This is a genomic window from Pseudomonas sp. IPO3747 (genome assembly GCF_013385245.1).
GTDB lineage: Bacteria > Pseudomonadota > Gammaproteobacteria > Pseudomonadales > Pseudomonadaceae > Aquipseudomonas > Aquipseudomonas edaphica.
The window spans coordinates 225,976-246,432 of record NZ_JACAQL010000025.1; the positions used below are offsets into that span (position 1 = coordinate 225,976).

Annotated in this window: 16 protein-coding genes; 5 read left to right on the top strand and 11 right to left on the bottom strand. The window is 60.1% G+C overall.

All coding sequences use genetic code 11. From position 1 onward, the window contains the following. Nucleotides 1–68: 68 nt before the first annotated feature. Nucleotides 69–263, top strand: coding sequence for a PA3496 family putative envelope integrity protein (locus HX790_RS29695; RefSeq protein ID WP_017135775.1), 195 nt, complete (start codon nucleotides 69–71; stop codon nucleotides 261–263). On the opposite strand, the gene HX790_RS26670 is transcribed toward HX790_RS29695, so the two are convergent. Next, on the bottom strand, nucleotides 193–1,167 hold the full coding sequence (locus HX790_RS26670) for a LysR family transcriptional regulator (protein WP_017135776.1): 975 nt from the start codon (nucleotides 1,165–1,167) through the stop codon (nucleotides 193–195). The genes HX790_RS29695 and HX790_RS26670 overlap by 71 nt on opposite strands. Before the next feature lie 196 nt (nucleotides 1,168–1,363). Here HX790_RS26670 and HX790_RS26675 point away from each other — a divergent pair, with 196 nt between their 5' ends. Together HX790_RS26675 and oadA are read left to right on the top strand one after the other, a co-directional pair. Next, nucleotides 1,364–2,779 carry an acetyl-CoA carboxylase biotin carboxylase subunit gene (locus tag HX790_RS26675; RefSeq protein ID WP_003213442.1) on the top strand — a complete coding sequence of 472 codons (1,416 nt, stop codon included), beginning with the start codon at nucleotides 1,364–1,366 and terminating at the stop codon, nucleotides 2,777–2,779. An 11-nt stretch (nucleotides 2,780–2,790) separates the two neighbouring features. Then, complete coding sequence (gene oadA, locus HX790_RS26680) at nucleotides 2,791–4,599, top strand: sodium-extruding oxaloacetate decarboxylase subunit alpha (protein ID WP_017135777.1); 1,809 nt, start codon at nucleotides 2,791–2,793, stop codon at nucleotides 4,597–4,599. An 82-nt stretch (nucleotides 4,600–4,681) separates the two neighbouring features. Here the strand turns inward: oadA and HX790_RS26685 are convergent, their stop codons facing one another. The 3 genes from HX790_RS26685 to HX790_RS26695 form a co-directional block, all read right to left on the bottom strand. Continuing rightward, on the bottom strand, nucleotides 4,682–5,953 hold the full coding sequence (locus HX790_RS26685) for an autotransporter domain-containing protein (protein WP_176992481.1): 1,272 nt from the start codon (nucleotides 5,951–5,953) through the stop codon (nucleotides 4,682–4,684). Nucleotides 5,954–6,120: 167 nt separating this feature from the next. Further along, nucleotides 6,121–6,951: an amino acid ABC transporter permease gene (locus tag HX790_RS26690; RefSeq protein WP_176992482.1), complete on the bottom strand. Its 831-nt coding sequence runs from the start codon at nucleotides 6,949–6,951 to the stop codon at nucleotides 6,121–6,123. After that, complete coding sequence (locus HX790_RS26695) at nucleotides 6,948–7,769, bottom strand: ABC transporter substrate-binding protein (RefSeq protein WP_017135780.1); 822 nt, start codon at nucleotides 7,767–7,769, stop codon at nucleotides 6,948–6,950. The genes HX790_RS26690 and HX790_RS26695 overlap by 4 nt, the downstream gene beginning before the upstream one ends. A gap of 112 nt (nucleotides 7,770–7,881) precedes the next feature. Between HX790_RS26695 and HX790_RS26700 the strand changes: the two genes are divergently transcribed. Further along, nucleotides 7,882–8,781 (top strand): homocysteine S-methyltransferase family protein, encoded by a 900-nt coding sequence (locus HX790_RS26700; protein ID WP_017135781.1) that lies wholly within the window; start codon nucleotides 7,882–7,884, stop codon nucleotides 8,779–8,781. A gap of 3 nt (nucleotides 8,782–8,784) precedes the next feature. Here HX790_RS26700 and HX790_RS26705 read toward each other — a convergent pair whose 3' ends face one another. Genes HX790_RS26705 through HX790_RS26715 form a run of 3 tightly spaced genes read right to left on the bottom strand, consistent with a single transcriptional unit; the run spans nucleotide 8,785 to nucleotide 10,557 of the window. Then, nucleotides 8,785–9,465 carry a GNAT family N-acetyltransferase gene (locus HX790_RS26705; RefSeq protein ID WP_017135782.1) on the bottom strand — a complete coding sequence of 227 codons (681 nt, stop codon included), beginning with the start codon at nucleotides 9,463–9,465 and terminating at the stop codon, nucleotides 8,785–8,787. Nucleotides 9,466–9,475: 10 nt separating this feature from the next. Continuing rightward, a complete protein-coding gene (locus tag HX790_RS26710; RefSeq protein WP_176992483.1) occupies nucleotides 9,476–9,922 on the bottom strand; it encodes a GNAT family N-acetyltransferase in 447 nt (148 codons plus the stop codon). After that, nucleotides 9,919–10,557 carry an FMN-binding negative transcriptional regulator gene (locus HX790_RS26715; RefSeq protein ID WP_176992484.1) on the bottom strand — a complete coding sequence of 213 codons (639 nt, stop codon included), beginning with the start codon at nucleotides 10,555–10,557 and terminating at the stop codon, nucleotides 9,919–9,921. The genes HX790_RS26710 and HX790_RS26715 overlap by 4 nt, the downstream gene beginning before the upstream one ends. Before the next feature lie 87 nt (nucleotides 10,558–10,644). Here HX790_RS26715 and HX790_RS26720 point away from each other — a divergent pair, with 87 nt between their 5' ends. Then, nucleotides 10,645–12,183, top strand: coding sequence for a PLP-dependent aminotransferase family protein (locus HX790_RS26720; RefSeq protein WP_099550234.1), 1,539 nt, complete (start codon nucleotides 10,645–10,647; stop codon nucleotides 12,181–12,183). A 6-nt stretch (nucleotides 12,184–12,189) separates the two neighbouring features. On the opposite strand, the gene HX790_RS26725 is transcribed toward HX790_RS26720, so the two are convergent. The 4 genes from HX790_RS26725 to HX790_RS26740 form a co-directional block, all read right to left on the bottom strand. Further along, nucleotides 12,190–16,812, bottom strand: a complete 4,623-nt coding sequence (locus tag HX790_RS26725; protein WP_176992485.1) for a dermonecrotic toxin domain-containing protein — start codon at nucleotides 16,810–16,812, stop codon at nucleotides 12,190–12,192. A gap of 371 nt (nucleotides 16,813–17,183) precedes the next feature. Next, nucleotides 17,184–18,275 (bottom strand): polyamine ABC transporter substrate-binding protein, encoded by a 1,092-nt coding sequence (locus tag HX790_RS26730; protein WP_099550236.1) that lies wholly within the window; start codon nucleotides 18,273–18,275, stop codon nucleotides 17,184–17,186. Next, entirely contained in the window at nucleotides 18,272–19,306 is a 1,035-nt protein-coding gene (locus HX790_RS26735) for a histone deacetylase family protein (protein ID WP_017135788.1), read from the bottom strand. Before HX790_RS26735 ends, HX790_RS26730 begins: the two co-directional genes overlap by 4 nt. Nucleotides 19,307–19,438: 132 nt before the next feature. Continuing rightward, entirely contained in the window at nucleotides 19,439–20,425 is a 987-nt protein-coding gene (locus HX790_RS26740; RefSeq protein ID WP_138450578.1) for an AraC family transcriptional regulator, read from the bottom strand. Nucleotides 20,426–20,457: the final 32 nt, after the last annotated feature.

A 20,457-nucleotide genomic window follows, 5' to 3' on the forward strand; every position in this document is an offset into this window, starting at 1 on the left:
TCGCGCCGCCAAACCGTCATCGCCCAAGGCCATCCTGTACTCCCCGTACTCGCATTGGGAGACTCGAAATGGCCCGGCACTACGAAGACAGCAGCACCGTCAAAACCCGTCGTCAGCAAGAAGACCAGCGCCGCATGGCGTTCCGTCGCGCAATCGAAGACCGCTGCGAGGAGCGCCAGCTGCTCCAGAGCATCAGTGACTACCCGGAACTCCACTGGCAGGCACCCGCGGCTGCCCAGCGAAACGCTCAGCCAGCGCGCTGATCTGTACGCGTTCGCTGCGGATAAAGCCCAGGAACGCATGGGCCACCGGTGACAGGCGCTTGGCCTTGGCTTGCACCAGGCACCAACTGCGGTACAGCGGCAGCTCTTCTACCGGCAGCTCCTTGAGCCCGCCGGTGGCCAGCTCCAGGTTGACTGCGTGGCGCGTCAGCAACGCCACGCCCAACCCTGCATTCACGCACTCGCGCTGCGCCTCGGCCGAGGCTACTTCCACTGTTTGGGTGAAGTGCACGCGTTTTTCCTTGAAGTACTCCTCGCAGGCCAGTCGCGTGCCGGAACCTGGTTCGCGGATGAGCAGCGTGTAGGGTTCCAGGTCTTGAAGGCGCAGCGGCCCTTGCAGGCTTAACGGGTGATCGAGCGGCGCCACGGCAACAATCGGGTTGTTCAGGAACGGCAGGAATTCCAGGCCCATGTCCTGGGGCACCATGGACATGATCACCAGGTCGTCGCGGTTGTCCGACAGCCTGCGAATCACCTGGGCGCGGTTGACCACCGTGAGGTGCAACTGCACCTCCGGGTGCTGGCGTTTAAAGGCCGCGAACAGGTGCGGCACGAAGTACTTGGCGCTGGATTCCACCGCCAGTTTCAGTTGGCCTTGCAGCGAGCCCTGCATGTCCGACAGCTGCATATCGAGGTTTTCCAGGCGCCCGAAAATATCCCGGCTGGCGCGCTGCAAGGCCTCGGCGGCTTCAGTCATGTAGAGCTTTTTGCCGACGTAATCGAACAGCGGCTGGCCGATCAGCTCTTCAAGCTGGCGAATTTGCAGGCTGACGGCGGGTTGCGTGAGAGACATTTCCTCGGCCGCGCGGCTGTAGGAGCGCAAATCACACACTTCATTGAAAATCTGCAATTGACGCAATGTCATACGCATCAATGACTTACGCATTATTTAAATCCTCTCGCCCAAGGCCGTCCGTCCAACTATAAGTCTTTACTTATACACAACCCAATAATTATTGATTTTTGTTAATCCTCCTTTGCGCCTAGTGTGTGTCTCGCGACTGTCATGAAACATTTGGTCACGCGCCGACCCGGATCCAACGGGTCGTAGAACGCAGCAATCGGCTCAAGGGAATTTCCAAGTGATAAAAAAGATCCTGATCGCCAACCGTGGTGAAATTGCCGTACGAATCGTGCGTGCCTGCGCCGAGATGGGCATTCGCTCGGTCGCGGTTTACTCGGACGCCGACCGCCACGCGTTGCACGTTAAACGTGCCGACGAAGCCCACAGCATTGGTGCCGAGCCGCTGGCCGGTTACCTGAACCCGCGTAAGCTGGTGAACCTGGCCGTGGAAACCGGTTGTGACGCCTTGCACCCAGGCTACGGGTTCCTGTCGGAAAACGCCGAGCTGGCAGACATTTGCGCCGAACGCGGGATCAAGTTCATCGGCCCGTCGGCCGAAGTGATCCGCCGCATGGGCGACAAGACCGAAGCGCGCCGCAGCATGATCAAGGCTGGTGTGCCGGTCACGCCAGGCACCGAAGGCAACGTGGCTGATATCGCCGAAGCCCTCACCGAAGGCGACCGCATTGGTTACCCGGTGATGCTCAAGGCCACCTCCGGTGGTGGCGGTCGCGGCATCCGTCGCTGCAACAGTCGTGAAGAACTTGAACAAGCCTTCCCCCGTGTTATTTCCGAGGCCACCAAGGCCTTCGGTTCGGCGGAAGTGTTCCTGGAAAAATGCATCGTCAATCCCAAGCATATCGAGGCGCAGATTCTCGGTGACAGCTTTGGCAACGTGGTGCATCTGTTCGAGCGCGATTGCTCGATCCAGCGTCGCAACCAGAAGCTCATTGAAATCGCCCCAAGCCCGCAACTGACGCCTGAACAGCGCGCTTATATCGGCGACCTGTCGGTACGCGCGGCCAAGGCCGTGGGTTACGAGAACGCCGGCACCGTGGAGTTCCTGCTCGCCGAGGGCGAGGTGTACTTCATGGAAATGAACACCCGCGTGCAGGTGGAACACACCATCACCGAAGAAATCACCGGCATCGATATTGTGCGTGAACAGATCCGCATCGCCTCGGGCCTGCCGCTGTCGGTGAAACAGGAAGACATTCAGCACCGTGGTTTCGCGTTGCAGTTCCGCATCAACGCCGAAGACCCCAAGAACAACTTCCTGCCAAGTTTCGGCAAGATCACCCGTTACTACGCGCCCGGCGGTCCCGGCGTGCGGACCGACACGGCGATCTACACCGGCTACACCATCCCGCCGTTCTACGACTCCATGTGCCTGAAACTGGTGGTGTGGGCGTTGACTTGGGAAGAAGCCATGGACCGCGGCCTGCGTGCCCTGGACGACATGCGCCTGCAAGGCGTGAAGACCACCGCCGCCTACTACCAGGAAATCCTGCGCAACCCGGAATTCCGCAGCGGCCAGTTCAACACCAGTTTCGTGGAAAGCCACCCTGAGCTGACCAACTACTCGATCAAGCGCAAACCCGAAGAGCTGGCCCTGGCCATCGCCGCCGCCATCGCCGCCCACGCAGGCCTGTGAGGAATATAACAATGAGCAAAAAGATTTTTGTCACCGACACCATCCTGCGCGACGCACACCAATCGTTGCTGGCGACCCGCATGCGCACCGACGATATGCTGCCGATCTGCGACAAGCTCGATAAAGTCGGCTACTGGTCCCTGGAAGTCTGGGGTGGCGCGACCTTCGACGCTTGCGTGCGCTTTTTGAAAGAAGACCCGTGGGAGCGCCTGCGCAAACTGCGCGCCGCGTTGCCTAACACACGCCTGCAAATGCTGCTGCGTGGCCAGAACCTGCTGGGCTACCGCCACTACAGCGACGACGTGGTCAAAGCCTTCGTCGCCAAGGCTGCTGTGAATGGCATCGACGTGTTCCGCATTTTCGACGCCATGAACGACGTGCGTAACCTGCGCGTGGCTATCGAAGCGGTCAAAGCTGCCGGCAAACATGCCCAGGGCACCATCGCCTACACCACCAGCCCGGTGCACACCATTGACGCTTTTGTGGCCCAAGCCAAGCAAATGGAAGCCATGGGTTGTGACTCGGTAGCGATCAAGGACATGGCCGGGCTGCTGACTCCGTACGCCACCGGCGAGCTGGTCAAGGCATTGAAAGCCGAGCAAAGCCTGCCGATCTTTATCCACTCGCATGACACCGCCGGCCTGGCTGCGATGTGCCAACTCAAGGCGATCGAAAACGGTGCCGACCATATCGACACCGCCATTTCCAGTTTCGCTTGGGGCACCAGCCACCCGGGCACCGAGTCGATGGTCGCCGCCCTTAAAGGCAGCGAATTCGACACTGGCCTGAGCCTGGAACTGCTGCAGGAAATTGGCCTGTACTTCTACGCCGTGCGCAAGAAGTACCACCAGTTCGAAAGCGAATTCACTGCCGTCGACACCCGCGTGCAAGTCAACCAGGTGCCGGGCGGGATGATTTCCAACCTGGCCAACCAGTTGAAAGAGCAGGGCGCACTCAACCGCATGAGCGAAGTGCTGGCCGAAATCCCGCGTGTGCGTGAAGACCTTGGCTTCCCGCCGCTGGTCACGCCGACCTCGCAGATCGTCGGCACCCAGGCGTTCTTCAACGTGCTGGCCGGCGAGCGCTACAAAACCATCACCAACGAAGTGAAGCTCTACCTGCAAGGCGGCTACGGCAAGGCGCCGGGCACCGTGAACGAGAAGCTGCGTCGCCAGGCCATTGGCAGCGAAGAGGTGATCGATCATCGCCCAGCCGACCTGCTCAAGCCGGAGATGACCAAGTTGCGCGGCGAAATCGGCGCATTGGCCAAGTCCGAAGAAGACGTGCTGACCTACGCCATGTTCCCGGATATCGGCCGCAAGTTCCTCGAAGAGCGCGACGCCGGCACCCTGGCGCCTGAAGTGCTGTTGCCGATCCCTGAAGCCGGCGGCGTGGCGCGTGCCGGTGGTGAAGGCGTGCCGACCGAGTTCGTCATCGACGTGCACGGCGAAAGCTACCGCGTGGATATCACCGGTGTTGGCGTGAAAGCCGAGGGCAAACGGCACTTCTACCTGTCCATCGACGGCATGCCCGAAGAAGTGGTGTTCGAACCGCTCAATGAGTTTGTCAGCAGTGGCGGCAGCAAGCGCAAGCACGCGACCGAGCCGGGCCATGTCAGCACGGCGATGCCGGGCAACATCGTCGACGTATTGGTCAAGGAAGGCGACGTGGTCAAAGCGGGCCAGGCCGTGCTGATTACCGAAGCCATGAAGATGGAAACCGAAGTGCAGGCAGCGATTGCCGGCAAGGTAACTGCCGTTCACGTGGCCAAGGGCGACCGGGTCAACCCTGGCGAAATCCTGATTGAAATCGAAGGCTGACCCAGCCTTCGACACTACCGCTTAATCCTCGGGGGGGCAGGTGCTCCCCTTTTTTTTGCCTGAAATTTACCGATCGGCGCGGTTAAAAACTCATCTTCCACTCCCCCGTCAGGCCCTGGCTGCGGCTGTGGGTACCGGCATGGGCGCTGTAGGTCAGGCCCACGCTGTGTTCGGTGGACAAGGCGAGGTCCAGGCCAGCTTGCATATCGAGGCTATTGCGGTCCAACGAGGTACCGGTGATGGTGAAACTGTCGATGATTCCCGGTGCGGCGCGAGTGGATTGGCGCACTTGGCTGTCGACTTCGCCGTAAAGATGCTTCCAACTGGTACTCACGTGGGGTGTGAGGCTCATCCGATTGTCGAACCGGTACACCGTGGCCAGCCGCAGGCCAAAGGTGCTGTTCAGGTTTTGCTGGGTTTGTGAGCCGACGTTCAGCGCGGTCACGCCGCCCTTTTCTTTAAAGCTGTCACGGTGGTAGCGCTGATAGCCCAAGCCTGCGAAGGGCTCTACCTGTACGTCGGCACTGCCCAATTGGTAGCCCAGCTCGGAAAACACTGTTTGGCTTTGAGCGTTGTAGTTGCCCTGGAGTTGCTCCTTGAAACCGAGCAAGTTGACGTCACGTTTGTTCTTGCCCGCGTGATCACTGTAGAACGCCCCCATGCGCAGGGCCAATGGGCCGTCCTGGCGCACGGCATAGCCGCCAAGGTGCAAGCTGTCGAGTTCGCCTTTGAAACGTTGAGCTTGAAGCTCGCTGGTGGACTTGGCGCCCATAACACCGACTCGCCACGCGTCACCCACGGCCCAATCGGCGCCCAGCATCAGGCCTTTGGTGCCCTGTTTGAGCCCGTCGCTGCCGCCTTGTTTGTCGAGCTTGCCGCCGTTGCCCAGGCCTTGCACCCACAAATGGCCATCGCCATGACTGGGCAGCGTGCGCAGGGTTGCGAGCAATGAGTCGCTGATGTGCGCGGTGGCGTTTTGGGTCGCGCCAGCCAAGTTGGCATTTTGGCTGCCTGCCAGTTGCTCGAATGCGGCACCCAGGCCGCCTGGTTGTTGGGACAGTGCGTCAGCGGCTTTTTGCAGGCCTTTGATTTCTTCCGAGGTCAGGTCGCCGGCTTGCAGTGCACGTTGCAAAGCCGGTTTAAGCACTGCAGCCAGTTGCTGGCCGTTGTGAGTCGTCGCCTGGTCGAAGTAGCTGTCGATGGGCAAGATTGGAGCCGGTGGCTGGTATTGCCAACGGTCATTGGAAAGATCCAGCTCGAATTGAAAAGGTGCAGCTGCGAAGGCAAACGGAGTACTGGCTACGCCAACAGCCAGGCTGATAGCGCGTGCAAGGTTTAGGACGGAGAAGGGCATGAAGTCATAGCCTCTGGTGAATGAGGCCGGGAATTTAGCGAGATGGCGGGGCGATAACTGTCAGGCTATCGACCCCTGATTTGCGGGAGTTGTCTCTACTGCGGTGCGATTAAAGCCGCATTTGCCTTAGGCTCGTCAGCGCGTGGTTGAGGCTGTTGCCCTAGGCATCACCCCCGCTGCACATAGCCTTTGCCGTAGTGACGCTCCAGGCGCGCCTGGATCAGTTCCAGCCCGAGGGACATCACCCAGTAAATGATCGCGGCGGTCGTGAGCATTTCGATGTATCGATAGCTTGATCGCCCGTACGACTGCGCCAGGAACATGACTTCCCACACGCCCATTACCGAGACCAGGGACGAGTCTTTGAGCATGGAGATGAACTGATTGGTGGCGGGCGGCACGATGGTGCGCATGGCCTGGGGCAGGGTGACGTGCCAGAAGATCGCGCTGTCACGCATGCCCAGGGCCAGGGCGGCTTCTCGTTGGCCGTGGGGAACACCGAGGATGCCGGCGCGGAAGATTTCGCTCAGGTAGGCGCCGTAATTCAGTGAGAGCGCGATGATCCCGGCGACGATGGCGCCTGGTACCAGGCCCAGTTGGGGCAGGCCCAGATAAATCAGCAGGATCTGGATCAACAACGGCGTGCCGCGAAAGAACGAGGCGTAAAAACTCGCAATGCCAAAGGCCACGGCGCTTTTCGACAGGCGCCCCAGCGCGGTGATAAAACCCAGCACCGACGACGCGACTATCGAGCAAAGGCACAGAAACAGCGTCAGCGCTGCGCCTTGCAAAAACCCGTTCGGCGCCAAGTGCACGCCGACCAGGTTGGGCAGTTTGTCGAGGATGATCGAGAACTTCAGGTCAAAGCTCAGGAAGAAGCTGGCGAACAGGCAAAACAGCGCCGCCCACGTCAGGTACAACCGCGTACGAAAGCCAAAGAGTCGCTGTAGCCGCGATGCGTTCACCGGCGGCTGGGGAGGTGTCGGGAAGGCGGTCATTTGCTGATATCGGCGCCGATCCATTTTTGCGACAGCTTGCTCAAGGTGCCGTCCTGTTTCAACTGCGCGAACACTTCACGCACCTTGGCATTCCACTGCGGGTCACCTTTCTCGATGGCCACCGAATTGGGCTCGGCATACAGCGACTCACCGGCGAGCTTGAAGCGCTTGTCCTGGTTCAGGCGCGGTTGGGCAGTGACCAGGTTGGTGAGGATCGCATCCAGACGCACACCGGCGCCCAGGCCCAGGTCCTGGAAGGCGACGTTATCGGTGTCGTACGGGGCGATCTGCACATCCTCGAACGGGTACTGAAGTTGCGTATCTTCGGCGCCTTCGATCACCAGGTTCTTGTTCAGGTAGCTTTCATAGCTGGACGCGCTGGTGAGGCCGACTTTCTTGCCGCTGAGGTCTTTGGCGCCATGGATGCGCTCATCCTTGGCATTCACAACGATCACCGCAGGCGAGGCGTAGTACTCCACCGGGAAATCAAACACCTCGGCGCGGGCTTTGCTCGGGGTCATGGAGCAGATGCAAATATCGTAGCGGCCGCTCCAGCGACCTGCGGCAATCACGTCCCAGGACGGCGTTTCCAGACGCAGCTTCACGCCTAACTTCTGCGCGACTGCCTTGGCCACGTCGACGTCAAACCCATCGAGTTGGTTCTGCTCGTTGAGAAACGAGAACGGCGGGTAGCTTTCCATCAGCACGCCCACCAGTTCTTTCTTTTGCTCAACCCGGTCCAGGGTTGCACCGCCAAAGGCTTGGGTAGAGGCAGCCAGCATCGTCAGGCCCAGGGCCAGCAGCGGTTTAAGTTTCACAATCGACACCTGAATAAAAAAGGGTTGTTATTAACCAGACGGTACGCATTAAATAGTTATAAGAACGACTCTCATAGTGAGTTATTTTCATAAGCTTATGAGTAAAAAGCATATGGGCACAGTAAGCGCAGTAATTCTCGATGGTGGCATGGGCCGTGAACTGCAACGCCGGGGCGCGCCGTTTCGGCAGCCGGAGTGGTCGGCATTGGCGTTGAGCGAAGCGCCGCAGGCGGTAGAGGCGGTGCACACGGCTTATATCCAGAGCGGTGCCAACGTCATCACCACCAACAGCTACGCGGTTGTGCCGTTTCATATTGGCGAAGCGCGGTTTGCTGCCGAAGGCCAGGCGCTTGCGGCGTTGGCCGGTGAATTGGCGCGACGTGCGGTACAGGCTTCAAGCCAGACGGTGCGTGTGGCAGGCTCATTGCCGCCGCTGTTCGGCTCCTACCGGCCCGATTTGTTCGAGGCCGGCCGAGTCAGCGAACTGCTGACGCCACTGGTGAATGGCCTGGCGCCCCATGTCGACCTATGGCTGGCGGAAACCCAGAGTTCAATCGTTGAGGCACGGGCAATCCACGCCGGCCTGCCGCAGGACGGAAAACCGTTCTGGCTGTCGTTTACCTTGAAGGATGAAGACACCGATGAGGTGCCACGCCTGCGTTCTGGCGAACCGGTGGCAGACGCGGCTGAAGCGGCCGCGCAACTCGGTGTGGCGGTGCTGCTGTTCAATTGCAGCCAGCCGGAGGTGATTGGCGCAGCCATTGATACCGCGCGCCAAACGTTTGAGCGCCTGGGGGTGAGCATTCAGATCGGCGCCTACGCTAACGCCTTCCCGCCGCAGCCCAAGGAGGCCACCGCGAACGATGGCCTCGACCCCCTGCGTGACGATCTCGACCCACCCGGCTACTTGCACTGGGCCGCTGATTGGCAGGCACGCGGTGCCAGCCATTTAGGCGGTTGCTGCGGGATTGGGCCGGAGCACATTGCCGTGCTCGCCCAGAAGCTGGCCTGAGGCTTAAATCGCCTGGCGGCGACACTCCGCCAGGCCTTTGAGCTGACCAGAACCGGCCTGGTTCGCTTCGGACAACCACTCTTCAAAGCCTGCGCCCACGGTGGGCCATTCCGAATCCAGAATCGAATACCACGCGGTATCGCGATTCTGCCCCTTCACCACCATATGCTGGCGGAACACCCCTTCAAAGCTGAAGCCCAGTCGTTCGGCCGCGTATTTTGAGCGGGCGTTGCCGTTGTTGCACTTCCACTCCAGTCGACGGTAGCCCTGCTCGAACGCGTATTTGGCCAACAAGTACACCGCCTCGGTGCTTTTGGGCGAGCGTTGCATCGGCGCGCCGAAGGTGACGTGGCCGATTTCGATACGGCCCTGGGCCGGGACGATGGACATCAGGCTGAGGATGCCTTGCACATCGCCGCTGACGCGGTCGATCACGCTGAAAAAGTACGGGTCGCTGTTGGTTGCATGGTTGTTGAGCCATGCATCGAACGCGGCGCGCTCCGGGAAGGGGCCGTAAGGCAAATAGTCCCAGAGTTTCGGGTCGGCACCGGGGCCTTCAAGGGCGCGGAACAGACCGTCGGCATGCCGCGCCGGGTCGAGTTTTTCCAGACGGATAAAACGCCCTTCAAGCAGTTGAACCGTGGGCGCCGGGACGCCTTTCCAGTCGGCGGGTGAGATAGGCATGCTGCGCTCCTTAAAGACCTTTGCGAAATTGAATGAAACCCGGGCGTTCGGCGATGCGTTCGTACAGCGCAATCGCGGTGGCGTTGGTCTCGTGGGTCAACCAGTGCACCTTGGCACAGTTGTCGGCCTTGGCGGTGGCGTAGACAAACTCGATCAACTTACGGCCCACGCCACTGCCGCGCTGGGCTGGGTCCACCAGCAGATCCTGCAGGTAGCAGGAATTCTCGATGCTCCAGTTGGAGCGATGGTAGATAAAGTTGACCATGCCCACCGCCTTGCCGTCCTGCCAGGCGAGCGCCGAATGGGTCGGCTCGTTGGCATCGATCAGGCGTTGCCAGGTGCTTTGGCTGACGGCGTCCGGCAGTTCGGTTTCGTAGAACTTCAAATACGCCTGCCACAGCGGTAGCCACGCGACGTGGTCGGCGGCTGTTACTTGGCGGATGTCGATCTGACTCATTCTGAAACTCCTTGGGGAATAAAGCGCGCGAGGGTCTGGTCGCGCACATCAAGGCTGGCAGCCAGGCCTTCGCGCACGCCGGCAATATCGGCTGTGCTGCGGTTCTGGCTGAGTTTGCGCTTGCCGATCAGGCGCTCGACGGGCAGGGCGAAGCCGACGATGGCCTTGAGCATGCCGTCAATGTAGTCGGCCGGGGCGTCGCTGACTTTCCATGGCTGGGCGCGGCTGCCTTCGTGGCGATCGGTGAGGTCGGTGACCACCGCGAGCAGACGCTCGGCGTCGGCAAATACCTCAGCCTTGCCGTAGGCATGCACGGCGATGTAATTCCAGGTGGGCACCACTTTGCCGTGCTCGGCCTTGGCCGGGTAAAACGACGGGCTGACATAAGCGTCGGCACCGGCAAAAATCACCAAGGCTTCGCTGCCATTTTGCAGGTCACGCCATTGCGGGTTGGCCTTGGCCAAGTGCCCGTAGAGCGTGCCATTCGGGCCTTCGTCGGGGTTGAGCAGCAGCGGCAAATGGCTGGCCTGCAGGCCTTGCTCACCAAAGGTCACCAACTGCGCCAGGCGGGTGTGCTGGATCAGTTGCTGCAGTTCAGGCAAATCATTGAGGGCAAAGGCGCGCGGTGTGTACATGGAAATTTTCCTTGGCGAATGCCTGCATCCTAGGCAGGCTAATGGTTCGTTGTAAGAGCCATCTGGCACCAATTTCATAGGTCCAATATGTCGCCCATCGCGCCGCCGCTGTCGTTCAACCCCGCAGGTATCGAGTTGGATCGCCGTCAGGGGCTGACGCGCCAACTCTATGAGGCCCTGCGCCAGCGCGTGCTGGACGGGCGACTGGTCAGCGGCACGCGATTACCCGCCAGCCGTGATTTGGCGGCGGCATTGTCGATTTCCCGAAACAGCGTGGTGCGCGCCTACGATCAGCTGTACGCAGAAGGGTTTATCGAAAGCCGGGTGGGTGACGGCACCTATGTGGCCCAACTGCCCACGGCAAAAAAACTATCCACAAAAGTATCCACAGGGTTTTCAACAGGGTTATCCCCAGCCTTATCCACAAAATGGGCGGATTTACCGGAAGATCTGGACAATGAAGTTATCCACAGGGCGGGCCTGGCACGGGTAAAAAACAACCACCTGGCTCACCCTCCGGCTGGACCGCCTCGGGCATTTCGAGTGGGTGTGCCGGCCTTCGACCTGTTCCCGTTTGATATATGGGCCAAGCTGAATGGGGCGTTCTGGCGCAAGCCGAACCTGGAACTGCTGTGCTATGGCGACCCGGCCGGTGACGATCGTTTGCGCGGTCTGATCGCTGCCTATTTGCGCAGTTCACGTGGCATGCAATGCACGGCTGAGCAAATTGTGATCACCAGTGGCGCACAGCAAGCGATTAGCCTTTGTGCACAGTTGCTGGTGGAGCCTGGGGACGGCGTGGCGGTGGAAAACCCCGGTTATCGCGCCGCCGGCCATGCGTTCGCCTTGGCGGGCGCTCGATTGCATGGCGTACCGGTAGATAGCGAGGGCCTGGATTGCCAGGTGCTCAACGCTCTGCATGATTGCCGTGTGGCCTATGTCACACCTTCCCATCAGTATCCGTTGGGCGTGGTGATGAGCCTGGCCCGGCGTCTGGAGTTGCTGGCCTGGGCCGAGCGTACGGGCGGCTGGATCGTCGAGGATGATTATGACGGAGAGTACCGTTACAGCGGTGCGCCGCTGTCGCCCTTGGCGGCGCTGGATCGCAGTGGCCGCGTGTTATACGTCGGCACCTTCGGCAAGGTGGCGTTCCCGGCATTGCGCCTGGGCTACCTGGTTTTACCACCGGCCCTTGTGCAAGCGTTTACCCGGCGCCGCGCTGTGGACATGCGCCACTCCGAAGTCAGTACTCAGGCGGTGATGGCTGAGTTTATGGCGGCAGGGCATTTCCAGCGCCACATTCGCCGGATGCGCCGCGCTGCGCTGAGCCGGCGCAATGCTTTGTTGGCCGGTTGGCCGGACGGGTTGCCTGGCGTCGGGGCCTTGCCCAGCGTTGCGGCCGGGCTGCATCTGACAGTGCGAGTGGACAGCCTTGCCCGCGAGCAGACGTTGCTCGCTCAGGCCCATGCGGCCAATGTTGAGATCAATGGTTTGAGTAGCTATTGGCTGGCGTGCACAAGCCCACCACCGGACCAGCGCGCAGGCCTGGTGATGGGGTTCGCCGCTGTGCCCGAGGCGGACATCGCACAGGCGCTGGCACGTTTGCGCCAGGCGTGGCAGGCATAAAGACCATCAGCTGTTGAAGAACAGCGACTTGGCCAATTGATCACCGATGCTGCTGCGGTGGATTTCTATCATTTCCCAGTCACTGGGGCCGGTGCGTTGGCGAGAGCCACCAAGGCGCTGTTGTTCACGGGTTTTCAGGTGGCCCTTCTCGAATTTCTCAAGGGCGGCGCCTTTCGTTGCATAGTGAAAGTGCGCGTACCACAGCACAGTGTTGGTCTCTTTATCGCGTACTTCGTACTCGTCCAGATAGCCCTTAGGCGGCCCTTTGACGGCGCGGCGGCTGAAGGTTTTGCCGATCTTTATCAGCCCTTGGCTATGCAGCCACTCCACCCGCGCCGCAGTTGGCGGTTGCTGTTTGAGCATGTCTATGTAGGTTTTTCTACCCAGGCGATAAAGCCGCTGTGCTGCCTCGTTGAGGTTGCGCTTGGTCGAAGCGGCGGAAGTATGACCGCTTTCGGTGAGATTGCGCCGAGTCAGCGCTTGCTCGATATCGTTTGACGCGTCCTCCAGTTGTTTGCCGTAGGCGTCGAACATATCTTGGATGTCCTGGGGCGAATGCCAGGGTTTACGCGAAAAATCCCGGTACTTGTGGGTTTCAGCTCGCTCGCTGTCCAATAGCGTTTGCCCGGTGTTGATGCTGGTATCCAGGTCTACAGCGGCAGGCGCTGGCGCTGGCGGGCTGACCTTTTGCCGCTTGACCCAGACGCCTGGGGTTTTTTCATGAAACGTAGCGAGTACCTTGCCCGTCACGGACGCCCTGACATCGACCAGCGTGCTGTCGGCCTCTTGGGGCTGGGCTATTAAAGTGCCGTCGTAGCGTGTCTTGATGACTTTGCGCCGTGGCGCGGGCGGGGCTTTTGAGCTGCCGGGCTTGGGCTCCAGGGCTTTTTTCTCGCGCAGCAGTTGCGCCAGGTCGTGAATAGCCCGCTGGCTGAATTCGCCAATCTGCTGTCGAAAGCTTTCCAGGCGGGGTTTCAGCAGAAACTGCGGGTGCTCGGCATGCATGTCCAGCAGGCGTTGGTCTGCGCTGGAAAATTGCTCAACCAGGCTGTTGAGCACATCAATGCGTTCATCCAGCGTACCGCTGTCCCGTTTCATGATTTCATTGAAACTCTCGACGTTCAGTTCGGCTGTATCGACGCTCTGGTCCACCTGCTCTCGCAGCGTGGCAGGGATCTGGCTTTGCGCTTCATCGATACACAAGTAGCGACCCAAGCTGATTTCCAGAGATTTGAGCTCAGCGAGGGTGAGCAGTGGCAACTCGCTCAGGGTTTTTTGAATGACCGTTGCGCCGTCATCTCCCAGCACTTTGAGATCGCTGAAACGGTTGTTGATGAACTCCAGGCGCTTGATGATTGCCAGGTTCAAGGTGGACAGGGTTTGTGCGCTTCGCGCCTGGTTTTTATAGTCAATGTCTACTTCGGGGTCGAGGATCAGGGACGAAGCCTTCAAGGCCTCTTTATAGCCCACCAATTGTTGTTCCACGACTACCTGAGTCAGTTGTATTTGCTGTTTCAGGTATTCACTCATGTTGCTCTGATAGGTGGGCACGGCCTCGATGATGCTCAAGGACTTCAACTGACTGATCGCTTCATCGTACGCCGCCAGTCGGTTGTCGACGTTGCCTATGAACGCTGTACGCAGCAGGTCCGTGGAAGGGCCGGGGGCGGCGTCCAGTGCAGGCTTTGCCTTAAGCACGTCCAATTGTTTGCTGGTGGCGACCGCGTCGAAGGCGTTGAGCTGGGTCATGAGTGTTGCCACGCGCTCAGGCTGATCGACCTTGACCGCTCGCCGACGGTGTCGAAGACCTCCACCGCGCAGTCGCAAACGGACATCAACAAACCACTGGCCCGCCAGGTTGCCGATCAACGGCGGGCCCGTACGCAACGGTGCCTTCGGGTCAATGATGATGACACTGTCGTTGTCATCCACCCTTACCTCGAACCAACGCTCACCAACCGGTGCATACCACTTGTCTGCAAGTGGATACAGGTTCAAGTGGCGCCCGGGCGTTTTGTTTTGTTCGCCAAGTTTATCGGGTTTGGCGACGTTGAAGCCGTCAAGTGTCTTGGCCAGGCCCAAGCGGCTATGGCTCAGGGCCCCCAGGATGTGTACCGCGTCTTGATGCTTGGCGGGCAGTTGGCTGTCGGGAATATTTGCTTGTTGCACAGCAGTATATTTTTTCTCGGTGACGGGTGGTTTATCGGCAGTTTCGATCGTTGTTGACTCGGATTCAGTTTCGATCTTCGGCGCCTCGAACTGTTCCAGCGGGCGCGGATGGCGCAGGGCGATGTGCAGGGTCAGAGCCATGCCCAGGTTGAGGAATACATCGACTAACGCTGTCCACGAAGCTTGTTGATCCCCCTTGTTCACAGCCTCCTCGGTGGCTTGCAGGTCGTCCATGATTTGCCAGACCCAGGCGGCAATTCCGACGGTACGGCCCATGAACGGCAGGGCAGCGTTGAAGATTTGCCAGCCAGTGTGTCGAAACGTCGCCCAGCGTTTCTGCACATTGGACACCGACTGACGGTCCGCCAATTCGACCATGGCGGTGGCGTTGGCCTTGAACAGCATTGCCAGGGCGTCATTGCCCACTTCTTCATCGGTCAGGGTCACGGGGCCGCTCATGTACAGCACGGTAAGGGGTTCGACCAGGGCTCGCACCACCGTCCAGGGCGAGGGCAAGGTGTCCGGGAACACATATTGGGCGTAGTTGAAGCTTTGCGCTTGCGGCAGCCAGGCCAGCACCGATTCGCGCAAGGGGCGGTCATGCTTGATGGCGTACAGCAGGTTTTGCCGTGACGGGAATTGCATCAGCATCGGTTCCAGCAACGGGCGATAAAGCAGGCACGGACCGGCGCTGGCGTTCCTTGGACCGATCACGAACATATTGGCGACCACGTCGCGCTCATGGCCGGGGCGCAGGGTGGGCACGAAGGCCAGGGCGCGGATAACAATGGGCTGCCCGTCTACATGCCGGTCGTATTCATCGGCGTGCATCACGGCGGCAACGTAGCGGTAGCCGAGTTCATCAATTGCGCCCTGTTGGCGGATTTTCATTTGCAGGGCCAACAGCGGCAGTTGCAGGCGCAGGTGGTTGATGTAGAGCTGCTGGCGGTGACTGGATTGCGCCGGGTCATCGAGCAGTTTCTGTTTGATCAGCACGGGATAGTGCTTGCCGATATCAACGTCTTCGATCAGGTCTTTCAAATAGCTGAAGGTCAGCCAACTGGGGACGCCATCGTCATTGCCGTTGTAGTGCACCGTGGTGTTGCCGGTGGGCAGGCCGGTGAGGTTGTCCAACGCCAGATCGATCAGGCTGCGACGGGTGATGTCCACGCTGCCCGGCACGACGAGCGTGCCCCACACCACCGGGCTTTCGATCACCACCTCGATTTTGTCCAGGTTCAGGCTCGCACCGTCTTTATGCGAGTGGATGCGGCTTTGCAGTTGTGTGCGGGCATAGTCGCGAATGGGGGCAATGCCGTCCCGGAATGTTTCGCCGTGATAATGGGTATGCAGTTGGGCCAGGTCGATCATGTAGCGGCTATAGGCGGCGGTGTCCGAGTCCGATGCCGAAGCGAGCCAGTCGGGCAGTTGATGATGAACGTCTCGGATACTCGAGAGTTGGTGATCGCTCATCTCTTCGATGCTGGGCACAATGCGGGCGACGGTGGCCGGGCTTGCCTGCTCCTCTGCCGGCTCCTCGACAAAGGCCTGGCCGTAACTGCCGATGGCGCGGATTTGTAGTTCGATCAGAGTACAGGCCAGTGTGTCGAAAAAGTTGCCATCGGGTTCATACAAGCGCCATTGCAACGTGGTATCGCGCTTTGGCGCACTCAACCGGGCGGGCAGCGAGGCGCCGAATGTTTCAAGTGACTCAAAGGTTTCGTAACCGCTTACCAGCGAGTGCGTCAGGATCAATGGGCGTTTGTCATGCTCGCCAACCAACACGGCGATGTCCATGAAACTGACGTGGGTGGACTCGCCGTCCCGGAGTAGATCGACATCAACCAGGTAGGCGTGACTCTTGTAGCGATCATTCAACGAGCGTCTGTCCCGGTCGGGTTTCTGGAACACTCCACGGGCCATGGCCGCTTGGTGCTCATCCAGGCCTTGCTCTTCGGTGACGTTCCACACTTTCCTCAGCGAGTTGGAAAACGTCTGCCAGCGTGGTCCGCTGCTACCGTTGGAGGCGTTCCAGAAGTTAAGTTGCTGTTCCTGAAACGCGATGAACAGAAAGTCGGATAACTCATTGATCAAGCGCGCGATGGCATCGATCTTCACCTCAAGGTGCACAGGCGCCGCCGCGTACGGCTGCAAAGTGAGGAAGTGCTCGCCATCGATGTAAGTTACCCGCTCGCGGGACAGCGCTTGATGAGCCAGCACTGAGGTCAGGGATTGGAGAACGGCTGGCGCCGGCTCGACAGTGCTGCCCACGACATTCCAGCGAGGGCTGATCACCATGGCCAGGTCGGGGTCGATATTGAGGGTGGGGTAGAGTTCTTTGAGTGCCGCGCGCAACGTGGTGGCGGCGACCTCGTGGGTGGTGGGCCCGGTGGTTAACTGGGTGAGCAGTTCATAGGTGCTGGGTGGGCGATGATTGTTGTTAAGTAGATCGTTGGGCATGTGTTGCTCCGCTGCAATCGCTAGCCTGGACGGGCGTTGAGGATGTGCAAGGTAGCGATGGCCGTTGCCGGGAGGACGGTAGATAAATAGCGGTGGCGCCGCTAAATCAGATCAGACGCGTTCGCCCGTGAAGGGCCGGTAGAGAGCTGGGTGAGCAGCGCTATCCGTGCATCCGGACGCGGTGTGTTGGTGGGCGTGGTGCTTGAAGCGGAGGCGTTCATGATGAGGCTTCCCTGTCTGGCCGTTTGGTGGAACTAGCCTGAGGTAAAGGCCAGGCGTTCCATGCCAGGGCGCGGCCACACAGAGAGGCGGTGCTTAGATAGGCCCACCTTCACGAGCGCATTTGAAGGCGCCCGTCAAACCAAGGTGCTTCAGGTGCCGGATTTGATTTTGGTCCAGGCCCTTGTTCTGGCGCGTTCGGCTTTGCTGTCCAGAGGTTTAAGGGTGTAGAGCGTGGCCATGGCGGTGTCGGTCGGATACAAGTTGGGATTGTGGCGAATGGCAGGGTCGACGCTCTCGGTAGCGTCCTTGTTCGGATTGGGATAGCCGACAAAGTCACTGATGGGCGCGATCACTGTGGGTTGCAGCAGGTAGTTGATGAAGGTGTAGGCGTCGTCCGGATTTTTAGCGCCTTTGGGGATGGCGAGCATGTCGAACCAGATCGGCGCGCCCTCCTTGGGTAGACGCATGTCCACGGTCACGCCATTTTTGGCTTCTTTGGCACGGTTGGCGGCCTGGGAGAAACTGCCTGAATAACCCACCGCCACACAAATATCACCGTTGGCGATATCGGCCATGTACTTGGAGGAGTGAAAGTAGGTGATGTAGGGGCGGATCTTCATCAGCAGCGCTTCGGCCTTGTCGTAGTCCTTGGGATTGCTGCTGTTGGGGTCCAGGCCCAGGTGCTGCAAGGCCAGTGGCAGGATCTCGGAGGGCGAGTCCAACAGCGCCACACCACATTGCTTGAGCTTGCTGATGTTCTCTTCCTTGAAGATCAGATCCCAACTGTCTACCGGCGCATTGTCGCCCAGGGCGGCCTTGACCTTGGCCGGGTTGAAGCCAATGAGGATGGTGCCGTACATGTAAGGCACGGCGAATTTATTGCCGGGGTCGTTGGCTTCGATCAGCTTCATCAGCTTGGGGTCGAGGTGGTTCCAGTTTGGTAGCTTGCTGCGGTCCAGCGGCTGGAACACGCCGGCTTCGATCTGCTTGGCCAGGAACACGTTGGACGGTACCACCACGTCATAGCCGGAATTGCCGGTGAGCAATTTGGCTTCCAGCGCTTCGTTGGTGTCGAAGATGTCGTAGACCAATTTGATCTTGGGGTTCTGCGCCTTGAAGTCTTCCAGGGCTTTGGGCGTGATGTAGTCGAACCAGTTGTAGACCTTGAGGGTTTTCTCTTCGGCGTGGGCCGCGCCACCGATGACGGCGGCGCAGAGGACGAGTGACTTGAGCCTGTTCATTGGGCTGCTCCTTCAAAACCTTCGAGGACGTTGACGGCGTTGATGCCGATTTCTTCCACTGCGTAGCCGCCTTCCATCACAAACAGCGTGGGCTTGCCCAGCCGGGCGATGCGCGCGCCCATGGCCAGGTAGTCCGGGCTGTCGAGCTTGAACTGCGAGATAGGGTCGTCCTTGAACGTGTCCACGCCCAGGGACACGACGATGATGTCCGCGCCGTAGCGCTCGATCTGGGCGCAGGCTTCTTCCAGTGCGGCACTCCAGGCTGCCCAACCGGAACCGGCCGGCAGTGGATAGTTGAAGTTGAAGCCTTCGCCTTCACCTTCGCCCAGCTCGTCGGCATAGCCCAGGAAGAACGGAAACTCTGCTTCCGGATGGCCATGAATCGAGGTGAACAACACGTCGCTGCGTGCGTAAAAAATCGACTGGGTGCCGTTGCCGTGGTGGTAATCCACATCCAGGATCGCGACGCGTTTGTGGCCTTGGTCGAGGAAGGCCTGGGCGGCAATGGCGGCGTTGTTGAGGTAGCAATAACCGCCCATCAAGTCGCCCGCAGCATGATGCCCAGGTGGGCGGCACAGGGCGAAGGCACTGTGGGCGCCGCTCTGGATTGCTCGTTGCGCCGTGAGGGCCACTTGCGCCGCGCTGTAGGCCGCTTGCCAGGTGCCGGCGGTAATCGGCGCGCCGCCGTCGAAACTGTAATAGCCCAACTGGCCATGCAGGCTTGTGGGGATCACCCGGCGCAGCGTGCGCGCGGGCCAGGTGTAGGGCAGCAAGTCGCCCTCCTGGCCGTACTCGGTCCAGCGCTGCCAGGCGCCTTGGAAGAAGTCGAGGTAGTCGTGGCTGTGGATACGCTGCAGCGGTGCCAGGCCGAAATCCTGCGGCGCGTGTACCGGGCCCAGTTCGCGGTCTTTGACCCGTTGCAACACGTGGTCGGCGCGCGAGGGCATTTCAAAGCAGGGCATCAGTTGCCCGTCCATCAATTCACAGCGGCCATGGTGCAGGTGGTGATCGTCCGAGTAGATCGTCAGCATTTGTTGTTCTCCGCAGGCTGTATCGGTGGAGCCAGTCTTGCGGCGGGCGTGCTTTAAGAGAACGGCAGGAGCGGCCAAAAGGGGATAATTATGGCCAAATTATCTGTCCTGAATTCGCCCCTCAATGAAGCATCATGCGCGAAATTGGCTCGGCGCCACGCCACTCCAACGCACAAAGGCATGCCTGAAACTTGCCGTTTCGCTGAAGCCCAGTGCCTCGGCAATCCGGTAAATCGGCCAGTGGTCCTCAGCCAGCAGTTGCTTGGCGCGCTCGAAACGCAGCTCGTCCAGCAGCTCCTGGTAGCTGCAGCCCAGGTCATGCAGATGCCGGCGCAGGGTGCGTGCCGAACAGTTCATCTGCTCGGCCAAGCCCTCCAGGCCCGGCGCGGCGTTGAGCTGTGCGGCGAGCAGCTGGCGAATTCTGCCGAGCCAGGCCTGGCGCCCGGTGAACTCCAGGTTTTGTTTGCGGCAACGCTCGGCCATCGCCTGGTGAGTAATGGCGTCGGCCAGGGGCAGCGGCTGGTCCAGCCAGTGTTTGTCGAAGGCAAAGGCATTGGCGGTGGCCTGAAATTGCAGCGTGCAGGGGAAGCGCTCGGCGTAGCGCATGCGATAGTCGGGGGCATCATGTTCAAAGCGCGCAGCCAGTAAGGGCAGAGGCTGGCCGAGCAGGTCGTCGCAGATCACTTTCAATGACGCCAGGCACAGCTCGACGTTGAACATTTCCAGGCTGGGGTTTTCCCGATAGTCGCCGGCGGTGAACCAGATTCGCTCACCGTCCTCTTCAAGGCTCAACTCGAACAGTGTTCCCAGCAGCGCCGGATACCGCAGGGCCAAGCGTAATGCGTCACCAAAGGTGGCACTGGTGAGCAGGGCGTAACCGAGCATGCCGTAGGCCGACACATGCATTTGTGCGCCCAGCTCCAGGCCGACATCGCGGCGCAGGGCCACGGCATTGGCGCACACGCGCATTTCCTGATTGGTGGTGATGCGCGTGTCGGCCCGGCTCAAGTCCGCCGCACAGATGCCGCTGCCGGCCAGCAGCGCCTCGTGCGGCAAGCCTTTGAAGGTGTTAAGCACCAGCGAAACAGCATTGAGGGTGGTGAGGTGGGAATGCAGCATGGAAACTTCCAGCCAGGGGATGGCTGGAAGTG